Raw genomic sequence first — 10,882 nt, forward strand, 5'->3', positions numbered from 1 at the left:
TCTGCTCTGCTGCTCTTACGTTGGCGCTGTCACTTAAAGGGCTTGATGATCAGTTATCATTGAACGACGTAAGATCTGTAATGAAGTCAGAGTAGGATTAAATAACGCCTTAGATTTAACTATGGACAGTAAAACCTATAACTGAGTTATAGAAAGCTATTAGGAATTGCATGGTTTCAAGTAACTTTAGAAACGACTGCGACTAGAAAAACCGCTACAAATGGAGGTGTGGTATGCAAATTAGTGTTGATGTACATAACTATATGGAAACTCTGGTCGGTCATGTATTGGCTACCGAGGAATATGTGTCTAGTTATACCAACGAACAGCTGGCCGATCTCGCGTGCTTGGCTTTAGGTCAGCTAAAACCTATCTATATTCGTTTTGATATCGATTTTCTGTCAGCATTGCCAGAAGACAAATTGGTGCTCTATAAACGCAATAGTGAGATCGCGGTCAAAAATGCAGAAAGTATGATTATTGACGATCGAAGACGCGAACGTGACGACAATGTGCCTGTTATATTTAGTCAACACAATTTTGACGATGACGTAGAATTGCAATGGTATGAAAAGCCGTTGTTGAACCGTAAACAGTCATGATAGTTTAGGGTGAATACGGTCATTTAAGGAGTAAAAAACGTGGGATTCTTTTCTAGATTATTTGGTGGCAAAGAAAAAACCGAACAAAAAGTAGAGATTGAGCCAGTCGAATATAAGGGTTTCAATATCTATCAAGATGCCATTGCAGAATCTGGTCAATACCGTGTTGCTGGGCGAATCGAGAAAGAATTCGATGGTGAAATCAAAACTCACCGTTTTATTCGTTCAGATGTTGTTTCAAACAAACAAGATGCCGATGAATTGATGCTCAAAAAATCGCAGATGTTCATCGACCAAATGGGCGACAATATATTTAGCTAACCAATTAGGGTTAGAATTGATGTTGGTCATAATTTAGTGAGCTTTCAGTGTATATGCTGAAAGCTCTTTTTAGTTTTAGGGACAAAGAACAGCTAGTAGGTTGTTATTAAAAGGATTATTTGCAAGTGGTCTGACCTCTTCGTTCGAGACGGTCGTCATTTATCCAAATGAAGCGCTCAAACTCCATCCAAATCGTTATAAGTAATAACTTTTCCTGTTCTTTGAACAAAACGCTTGAAGTATTAGTTGTCGTTAGATACAAACGAATAAGTCATTCGTGCCAATAGTCAAGGAATAGCTATGCAAATTGGTGTACCAAGAGAAACGCTCGCTGGTGAAACGCGAGTCGCTGCTTCGCCGAAATCGGTAGAACAGCTTCTAAAATTAGGATTTGAAGTTTGTGTTGAATCACAAGCAGGTGCGTTAGCAAGTTTTGAAGATGCAGCTTATGAACAAGCTGGAGCAAAAGTTGTCACCGCAGATGAAGCTTGGAAATCCGATATTATCTTTAAAGTTAACGCTCCGATCGTTGACGAGTCTAAAAATGAAATCGATCTTCTTAAAGATGGCGCAACATTGGTCAGCTTTATTTGGCCTGCTCAAAATCCAGAGTTAATGGAACAATTGTCCAGTCGTAACATCAACGTGATGGCGATGGATTCTGTACCACGAATTTCAAGAGCTCAGGCGTTAGATGCATTGAGTTCTATGGCAAACATCGCGGGTTATCGTGCTGTTGTTGAAGCGGCGCATGAGTTTGGTCGATTCTTCACGGGTCAGATTACGGCTGCGGGTAAAGTTCCGCCAGCAAAAGTACTGGTTGCAGGTGCTGGTGTTGCTGGCCTAGCGGCAATCGGCGCTGCGGGTAGCTTAGGTGCAATCGTTCGTTCATTCGATGTTCGTCCTGAAGTTAAAGAACAAGTTGAGTCGATGGGTGCTGAATTCTTGGAAGTGGATTTCAAGGAAGATACCAGTGCTGGTGACGGCTACGCAAAAGAGATGTCTGAAGCATTCAATAAGAAAGCGGAAGAGCTTTATGCAGCTCAAGCAAAAGACGTTGATATCATCATTACAACGGCGCTGATTCCAGGTCGCCCGGCTCCGAAGCTGATTACCAAAGAGATGGTAGACAGCATGAGTGCAGGTAGTGTGATTGTAGACCTTGCGGCGGCCAATGGCGGTAACTGTGAATACACGGTTGCGGATCAAGTCATTACAACGGCTAATGGTGTGAAGGTGGTTGGTTACACTGATATGGTTGGTCGACTGCCGACTCAATCATCTCAACTGTATGCAACGAACCTAGTTAACCTTCTGAAACTGCTTTGCAAAGAGAAAGATGGCAACATCAAAATCGACTTTGAAGATGTTGTTCTGCGTGGTGTTACTGTGGTTAAAGAGGGCGAGGTCACTTGGCCAGCTCCACCAATTCAAGTTTCAGCTCAACCACAACAAGCTAAGCCAAAAGCGGCCAAACCAGAGCCTAAAGTTGAAGAACCTGTTTCTCCAATTAAGAAAGTGGCGGGTATGGCGGTAGCTGTTGGTGCATTCGCTTGGGTAGCTTCGGTTGCTCCAGCTGCGTTCTTATCTCACTTTACCGTTTTTGTTCTCGCTTGTGTGGTGGGTTATTACGTAGTTTGGAATGTAAGCCATTCTCTGCATACGCCTTTGATGTCCGTGACTAACGCGATTTCAGGCATCATTGTAGTAGGTGCACTGTTACAGATCGGACAAGGAAGTGGCGTCGTCACGTTCTTATCATTTATTGCCGTATTAATTGCAAGTATCAATATCTTTGGTGGCTTTACCGTGACCAAACGTATGCTTGAAATGTTCCGTAAAGACTAAGGAGTAACAGATGTCTGAAGGATTAGTACAAGCAGCTTATATTGTTGCTGCTGTATTTTTTATTATGAGCTTGGCTGGGTTATCGAAACAGGAATCTGCGCGTGCAGGTAACTATTACGGTATCACGGGTATGGCAATCGCGTTGATCGCAACGATCTTTGGCCCTCACTCTGCTGGTATTGTGTGGATCATCATTGCTATGGTGATCGGTGGTGGTATTGGTATCCACTACGCAAGAAAAGTAGAAATGACTGAAATGCCAGAGCTGGTTGCAATTCTGCACAGCTTCGTAGGTATGGCTGCAGTACTTGTAGGTTACAACAGCTACATCGATCCACCTGCTGCTGTTTCTATCAACCCTGCAGATATTCATGCAGAGCACGTTATCCATCTAGTGGAAGTGTTCCTTGGCGTGTTTATCGGTGCGGTGACGTTCACGGGTTCTATTGTTGCGTTTGGTAAGCTTCGTGGCGTTATCTCTTCGTCTGCATTGAACATCCCTCATAAGCACAAGTGGAATCTAGCGGCTATCGTAGTTTCTACACTGCTGATGATCATGTTCGTTAAAGCAGACGGCAGCATGTTCGCACTAATGGTGATGACACTTATCGCATTCGCATTCGGTTACCACCTAGTGGCATCGATTGGCGGTGCAGATATGCCAGTAGTTGTCTCTATGCTGAACTCGTACTCTGGTTGGGCAGCAGCAGCGGCAGGTTTCATGCTTGCAAACGATCTGCTTATCGTAACTGGTGCATTGGTTGGTTCGTCGGGTGCGATTCTGTCTTACATTATGTGTAAGGCGATGAACCGCTCTTTCATCAGCGTTATTGCTGGTGGATTCGGCCAAGAAGTGGTTGTGTCTGATGGCGATGAAGAGCAAGGTGAACACCGCGAAACATCAGCTGAAGATGTGGCTGATATGCTGAAAAACTCTAAGTCAGTAATCATCACTCCTGGATACGGCATGGCAGTAGCTCAAGCACAATACCCAGTGCATGAAATCACTGAGAAGCTACGAGCGCAGGGCATTAATGTTCGATTTGGTATCCACCCAGTTGCTGGTAGGTTACCGGGTCACATGAACGTACTGCTTGCTGAAGCGAAAGTGCCTTACGATATCGTTCTAGAAATGGACGAAATCAACGATGACTTCGATGAGACAGATACTGTATTGGTAATTGGTGCGAATGACACCGTAAACCCTGCAGCACTTGAAGATCCAAACAGCCCAATTGCTGGTATGCCAGTACTTGAAGTTTGGAACGCTCAGAATGTTATCGTATTCAAGCGTTCGATGAACACAGGTTACGCCGGTGTGCAAAACCCACTGTTCTTCAAAGAGAACACGCAGATGCTGTTTGGCGATGCTAAAAAGAGTTGTCTAAGTATCTTAGAACATCTATAGAGATCACCTCTAAACAATATGTAACAACTCGATAAGGAGCTCATTTGAGCTCCTTTTTTTATCTTACGAAAGCGACTCTATGTGTGATCTCAGTTGATACGAAGTTGACGAAGCCTGATGCAAAACTTGTCGCAATTGAGGTTTGGCTTGCCAATTAGCCTACTAGTACATATGTACAATGTGGCCGTAATATATTGACCTTTATCTCTGTAGCTCGCCATTCTCAATGTTTTTCATGCGGTTAAAAATTTATCTTTGATAGCGAATGGTATATATTTGGTTGATCTATATGAATTTGCGTTGGTTTGTGATCATCAAAAGAACATTTACTCTTCTTATCGCTACGTTGTCTGTGTCTGCAAACGCATTTGCTGACTCTTTACCTGAGCGTATCGATAATTTCACCAAACTCTTTGATCATGAAACGGCAATCGAATCTTACGATATTCGAGTGCTACAGGCTGATTATCCAACACGTTTGATCATGCCGTCTTCTATGCTGCCACAAACAGCAGAGTACCCGTTAAAAGACATTCAGCGCTTGTACCAGTTATCAAAAACCTGTAGTGGTAAACTGCCGTTAAGCCCTTTGATTACTGAGCCTTTAGTTTTTACTCGTGCAATGTGTAAAGGCACCAAGCTTTCTGACCGTTGGTTTAGCCGTAGTGGTTTGATTCACCCTGGCGGCGGTTCTTATGCGGCACGATACGTTGAGAAGTACCCAGAAAAATTCGACTCTCTGAAGCGCTTTATGCATATTCAAGAGCGACCAAACACCGAACACGATGAACTACTGTCTCGCTTGCAACAAATGGATAGCGAAGCAATCACCGCGCTGTTAGCGGGTGACAGTATGTTTGTTGAGCTTGATGAGATGTGGGTAAAACGCGGCGACAGATATTACCTGTATAAAAAATCAGTCTGGAACGAAAATGCCACGCTTGCTGGGTTATCGTTTAGCTTGTCTTCAGAAGGTAAAAGCTGTTTTGTCCAGCGTGGTAATGTGTGTTGGGAAATAGAAGATCATTCAGAGCTTCTGCAAGTCGCCATGTTTATCTTGGTTATTGCCAACATCATGCTTGTCTTAGGTTGGGCGATTTACCGCTGGAACAGCAAGAAACAGGAGATGAAGAGTCGCATGCTGGTTCTTCAAATCCTAACGCACGAATTAAGAACGCCGATTGCGAGTTTGTCATTGACGGTGGAAGGGTTCAGGCGTGAGTTCGAACACTTACCAGAATCGGTATATGATGAGTTCCGTAGGCTGTGTGAAGATACACGCCGTTTAAGACAGTTGGCGGAAGCAAGTAAAGATTACCTGCAATCAGATAATCAACCGCTCGCAACAGAGTGGGTGCCAAGTGTTGAAGAGTGGCTCCAATACAAAGTTGAAGAAGACTTTGCGCCGGGGATTGAACTCCGTGTAAACAAAGATATAGCTGCAAAAGTGAACGTATATTGGTTGGGAACGTGCATCGATAACCTAATCAGAAATGCCGTGAAATACGGTGTGGCTCCAGTAATTCTAGAACTGAATACTTCTGACAAGAAGCTGACATTCAAAGTTATAGATAATGGAGACTTGTCTCGCAAAGATTGGGGGCAACTAAGAAAGCCATTCGTAAGTAAGAGTGGACTCGGTTTAGGTCTGACGATAGTGGAATCTATGGTTGGAAAAATGGGCGGTCACATGACGCTTATCGGCCCCCCAACAACATTTATTTTGGAGATACCTTGTGAAACAGACATTGCTTCTCGTTGAAGATGATAAAAATTTAGCTGACGGTTTATTAGTTAGCCTTGAGCAAGCTGGATATGAATGTTTGCATGCAGAACTGATCTCTGAAGTTGAAGGCTACTGGGAACAAGCGGATCTAGTGATTCTAGACCGTCAACTTCCTGATGGCGACTCAGTAGATTCACTTCCAGGTTGGAAGAAAAAGAAAGATATCCCAGTTATTTTGCTGACGGCTCTCGTGACAGTAAAAGACAAAGTAGCGGGCCTAGATTCAGGTGCAAACGACTACTTAACAAAGCCATTCGCAGAGGCTGAGCTATTTGCTCGAATTCGTGCTCAACTTCGCCTGCCAGATTCTGAAGAACAAGATGCATCAAAAGTTATCGCTCAGAATCTTGTTATCGATAAAGCGACACGTGAAGTGTTTTTCAATGAACAGGAAGTAACGTTAACGCGCACTGAATTTGACCTTCTACTGTTCTTGGCAAGTAACCTTGGACGTGTGTTTACACGTGATGAACTGCTTGACCATGTATGGGGTTACAACCATTTCCCAACAACACGTACGGTAGACACGCACGTTCTGCAACTAAGACAGAAACTGCCGGGTCTAGAAATTGAAACGCTGCGTGGCGTTGGTTACAAGATGAAAGCGTAATGAGAATAGCCTTACTTCCACTATTAATGTTTTCTTGCGTAGCGAATACCGCGCAAGCAACGGATTGGTTTAAGAGCAGCGATGCTCTGACTCAAGTTCATAAACATCTGCTAGATAACGATTTACCTCAGATGTTTGACTCATTAGTGGAAGTTTGGCAAATCAACTCGTCTCAATCACGAGAAGATCACCTCAATGAACTGTTCGATCAAGCATTGAACAAAGATTGTGGTAAAACTCTCACCAGAAAAACACTCCCAGATTGGATTAGTTCAGTCGTCGTTAAAAGACACATCATTCAAAGCCCTGGCCGAGATACCTTTCGTGTATCGATTAATGTTGAATCCGAAAACAACATTCAAGACATTACCTTCGAGAAGTGGGTCGATAAGATCGTTTCTTCGGACAGTGAGTTAACCAAAGACAGTGAAGTGGTTAACAACGCATCGGTGAGTCTATACCGCAAGCGTTACAATTTAGCCTCTCAACTTGAATCCGGTTTATACCGTTTAAGCGTTAAAGGTGATGGCGGAAAGTCTTGGAGCACTTGGGTTGTTTTGGGTGAAGTTGCCATGCGTCAACAAGTTCGCTGGGCATCAAAAGACACGTGGCGAATCGATAAAAAAGAACTACTCAATCCTTATTGTCCGCTCCCTAAGCTCGAAATCGGTTTGTACGATTACGTTGATGAACACTATGAACAGGTCTGGGGCAAGAGCTACGAATCTGATTATCCAATGAACCTTACTGGTGAAGAACTTCCTAATGATCGCTATGTTTTAGCGGTTTCAATGGTGCATTCACGCTGGCAAGGCGACATAGCGATAGAACAAGCACAAACTATCAGTAAAACTTATGATATTTCTAGCGAAGAAGAGTTAAAGTAATTTAAAATTGTGCCGTTAACTATGTAAGGGATCTAACAAAGATAAACGGCATGAAAAAAACTACAAAACTACTCGCAGCGTCAATTGCATTCGCCAGTCTTCCTCTTTCAGCAGCAAACTACGCCATTGAAGCGCGTGGTGATGCGATGGGTGGTGTTGGTGTTGTTTCAGCAAACTTCCTAACTGCTCCATTCTATAACCCAGCACTTGTTGCGATTTATCGTCGTAATGATGACATGGGAATGATCACGCCAAGTTTTGGCGGTAATTATAATGACCCTAATAACTTAGTTGATGATATCGATAATTTAGTTGACAGCATTGAGTCAGGTACTGTGACTGGTTCTGATCTAGATGCTCTTAATGGTGATAGCCTGAATGTTGATTTAGGTGGTGTTGTAGCATTCGCTCTACCAAATCAGTATATTGCAGCAAACGTATTTGCAAAAGCATACACTGAATCATTTGTAACCCCTGATACATCTAGTGACGCTGCTAATAGTGACTTGGTTAATGCTGAGTTAACTGCTGTTAAAGCTGTTTCTATTGGCATTATGGAAGCTGGTATATCATTAGCAAAATATCAAACGTTCATGGGACAACATTTGTCGTTTGGTATTTCTCCAAAACTCCAAAGAATCTATACGTATAACTACATTGCCTCGGCACAAAACTACGATCTAAGTGATGTTCGAGAAAACGACACCGCGGAAACTACATTTAATATTGATGCAGGTGCGCTTTGGTTTTACGGCCCATTTAGAGTGGGTTTTTCTGCAACGAATATTATAGACCGTGAGATTGAAACTAAATCCGTTAGCCAACAGCTAACAAGCAGCACAGGGGCTACAAGAACAGTAACATCGAGTCATTCTTATAACCTGGGGCCTGTCTACACTGTTGGTGCGGGGATCGTTTCTGATTACTTTACGTTGAGTGTTGATTATGATTTGAATGAAGCAGAGAAGTTTACTTCGTTCGAAGACAACGAACAGATGATTCGTGTTGGTACAGAAGTCGACCTGTTACGTCAGCTTAAGCTAAGGGGAGGGTATTACAAGAACCTGGCTTACTCTGATTCAGAAGGAACAGTGACAGCTGGTGTTGGTATCTCGCCATTGAACTTGTTTCAGCTAGATCTAAGTGCTAACTACACAAATGAAAATGCAATGGGTGCATCCATCAATTTCCTTGCTAGTTACTAACAGTCCTTATATAGTTCTGCTCTTAAATCAAGGAGCAGAGCATGCTAAACGACTTACCAACCCTTTCTCACGAAGAACAACAGAAAGCTGTTGAACGAATTCAAGAAATGATGACTCAGGGCATCAGCACAGCACAAGCGATTAAAATCGTTGCTGAGCAAATTCGTGAAGAAATGAGTAATAAAGAAGAGTAGGGCATCAGCCCTTCTTTTTTAACACCTTAGTGCACTATAACTAAATATATTACCCTCTAGTATATTATCTCGTACATACCAACTCTTTAGCTACCCTGAATTCCCAACCTATCCAAAACCATTAAATTCCTTTTATTCAGTAAGTTATGTCGGAGTGATCCACTTTTCAGGCATTTCTTGGCTTTGGGTTGTAATTAAATTACAGTAAGCTCTGAAAGTGGAACAATCGCCATTTTAGGTGTCAGTATTTGTGTCACCGTACCTAAGTGGCTAAATATATGGTGTTTTTACGGCTAGTGACGTTGTGACTTGTATTTTGAACGGATGAGAATCCATGAATGTTCAGAAGCAGACAAATGATGATTTCATCGAAGAACAGAGTGAGACAATCCACAGCGGTAATGTTCAAAACCGATATCGCGAATGGCTTACCACCGCTTAGAGCAAGCTTCGTTGCCACATATGTGCTTTACAGAATAAGTATTTAAAAAGCTTACGAGGCGTAAGGTGTTGTGTAGAAGTCGATTAAGGAATGCGGCGCGTATCAATTTGAGAATGCTAAATTGATGTGTTTTCTATTGGGGAATGATAAGTCTAAGCGATAGAACTTGTTAGAAATAGTGTCGCTTTGAGCGCTGTAGTTGTCGTCGTGGTTACGTATGTAGAATCGAAACCTTGGCTCCTCTTGACCTTCATATTCTATATTGATGGTGACCGAATCGAACGTTGAGAGATCGAGCCCTTTATTTTGGGTCGATATAAAGAACTCAATTTCACAGAAGGGTAAGCTATAGGTTTGTTCAAAGTCACACTGTAACTCAATTCCATCTTCTGACTTATGTAATGAGCCTACGGTGCCACCATCGTGGTCTCTGTCCGTATTTACGCGTGTAGGCTATCTGTCAGGTGTGATGATGTAGTTCTTATCCATGAGCGTATTAAAAGAGATCAACGACACTAGCGTGATTGCTAGGCAAAAATACGCGCCCAGCGACAGATATATGCCTTAATAGCGTTGTTTTTGTTCGGTATTTATACGAAAGGTAACGTTTTTAAGGGGATAATAATTTAACTGTGTAAATATACAGTTGTTATTTGGGTTCTTTATTTTGTGTTCCATAGGACCAAGCTTTACCTGTACAGCTAGCTACAGTGTCACTTTACTTATTGATTACATGTGTCGATAAACATTATAAGCTTTCTAATCTCAGGCGGTAACACCATTGCGACTTCAAAGCAGGCATATCAGTTAGAGAAAACAAGTAAAGAAAAACTAAGCGCAATGGGTTTAAAGTAACTCTTAGGTTTATTACCAAAGCTACCTAAGTCCAATTGAACGTAATTTCAGGGCAAACCGTGATTATGGATCTCCCAAGTATCGGTGTTGTGTACCAGCAATAAGTGTAATGAATCTATGCAAACTGAACACAAAGTACTAACTCTAGAGAGAATCGTTAAGAAGGTTTGAAAAATCTGTGTGCGGGTCTACATAAGACACACGAACTTTATTAGTTGATGGATTTAAACGAGAGCTAAGCATGTGCAGTTGATAAGAAACATTGGTCGCGTGTGTGAAATCTGGAATAGAAACAACAGCAATGCTTACAAGAATTGCACACAGCGCAGCGAACCGTTAGTGAAAACAGAGAAGTGGCATATAAGTTAAACCAGACGGACAAAGTTTCGCGTCAATTAGATTTTCTGAATGAAGATTGAATTGTGTAGACGCTGGCCGTACATATAATTATTAGATTTCAAATGCGATAAGTAAACTCTGAACGGCGCAAGAAGCGTGAGAGTCAGTTGGAACAAGGATTTTAAGGACAAAAGATGAGAATACTACCTTTAGAATTAACTACACGTATTATTAACTGCGTATTATGTACGTTATGTTAAATTGATTTTGATGTTTATAAGGCAGGTATCTTTGTGTGATGCCCTGCCTTTGTATTGTGCCGATATTCTCTAATTTATACTGTGTATTTAACCAAACTGGCTATTTACCATAAAATACCTAATAA

The 10,882-nt window shown here is 42.1% G+C and carries 9 protein-coding genes and 1 pseudogene; 9 read left to right on the forward strand and 1 reads right to left on the reverse strand.

Annotated features, from left to right (window positions below):
• The first annotated feature begins 233 nt into the window (after window positions 1-233).
• From AB4517_RS18445 to AB4517_RS18485, 9 genes are all read left to right on the forward strand, one after another.
• Window positions 234-602, forward strand: a complete 369-nt coding sequence (locus AB4517_RS18445) for a late competence development ComFB family protein (protein ID WP_017060104.1) — start codon at window positions 234-236, stop codon at window positions 600-602.
• A gap of 39 nt (window positions 603-641) precedes the next feature.
• Window positions 642-923, forward strand: a complete 282-nt coding sequence (locus tag AB4517_RS18450; protein ID WP_004731023.1) for an HlyU family transcriptional regulator — start codon at window positions 642-644, stop codon at window positions 921-923.
• 300 nt (window positions 924-1,223) lie between these two features.
• Window positions 1,224-2,771, forward strand: a complete 1,548-nt coding sequence (pntA, locus tag AB4517_RS18455; RefSeq protein ID WP_136974587.1) for a Re/Si-specific NAD(P)(+) transhydrogenase subunit alpha — start codon at window positions 1,224-1,226, stop codon at window positions 2,769-2,771.
• A gap of 10 nt (window positions 2,772-2,781) precedes the next feature.
• On the forward strand, window positions 2,782-4,179 hold the full coding sequence (pntB, locus tag AB4517_RS18460) for a Re/Si-specific NAD(P)(+) transhydrogenase subunit beta (RefSeq protein ID WP_017064580.1): 1,398 nt from the start codon (window positions 2,782-2,784) through the stop codon (window positions 4,177-4,179).
• Window positions 4,180-4,468: 289 nt separating this feature from the next.
• On the forward strand, window positions 4,469-5,941 hold the full coding sequence (gene vxrA, locus AB4517_RS18465; protein WP_029236433.1) for a sensor histidine kinase VxrA: 1,473 nt from the start codon (window positions 4,469-4,471) through the stop codon (window positions 5,939-5,941).
• A complete protein-coding gene (gene vxrB / locus AB4517_RS18470) occupies window positions 5,916-6,575 on the forward strand; it encodes a response regulator transcription factor VxrB (RefSeq protein ID WP_017060099.1) in 660 nt (219 codons plus the stop codon). Before vxrA ends, vxrB begins: the two co-directional genes overlap by 26 nt.
• On the forward strand, window positions 6,575-7,462 hold the full coding sequence (locus tag AB4517_RS18475) for a DUF2861 family protein (RefSeq protein WP_029235234.1): 888 nt from the start codon (window positions 6,575-6,577) through the stop codon (window positions 7,460-7,462). Before vxrB ends, AB4517_RS18475 begins: the two co-directional genes overlap by 1 nt.
• 50 nt (window positions 7,463-7,512) lie before the next feature.
• Window positions 7,513-8,667 (forward strand): conjugal transfer protein TraF, encoded by a 1,155-nt coding sequence (locus tag AB4517_RS18480; RefSeq protein WP_017069084.1) that lies wholly within the window; start codon window positions 7,513-7,515, stop codon window positions 8,665-8,667.
• A 41-nt stretch (window positions 8,668-8,708) separates the two neighbouring features.
• Entirely contained in the window at window positions 8,709-8,861 is a 153-nt protein-coding gene (locus AB4517_RS18485; protein ID WP_004731009.1) for a YoaH family protein, read from the forward strand.
• 547 nt (window positions 8,862-9,408) lie between these two features.
• Here AB4517_RS18485 and AB4517_RS18490 read toward each other — a convergent pair.
• Window positions 9,409-9,864, reverse strand: a pseudogene (locus AB4517_RS18490) (GGDEF domain-containing protein); the annotation flags it as partial.
• Window positions 9,865-10,882: the final 1,018 nt, after the last annotated feature.

This window comes from Vibrio sp. 10N.222.52.C3 (assembly GCF_041474195.1).
Classification (GTDB): domain Bacteria; phylum Pseudomonadota; class Gammaproteobacteria; order Enterobacterales; family Vibrionaceae; genus Vibrio; species Vibrio crassostreae_C.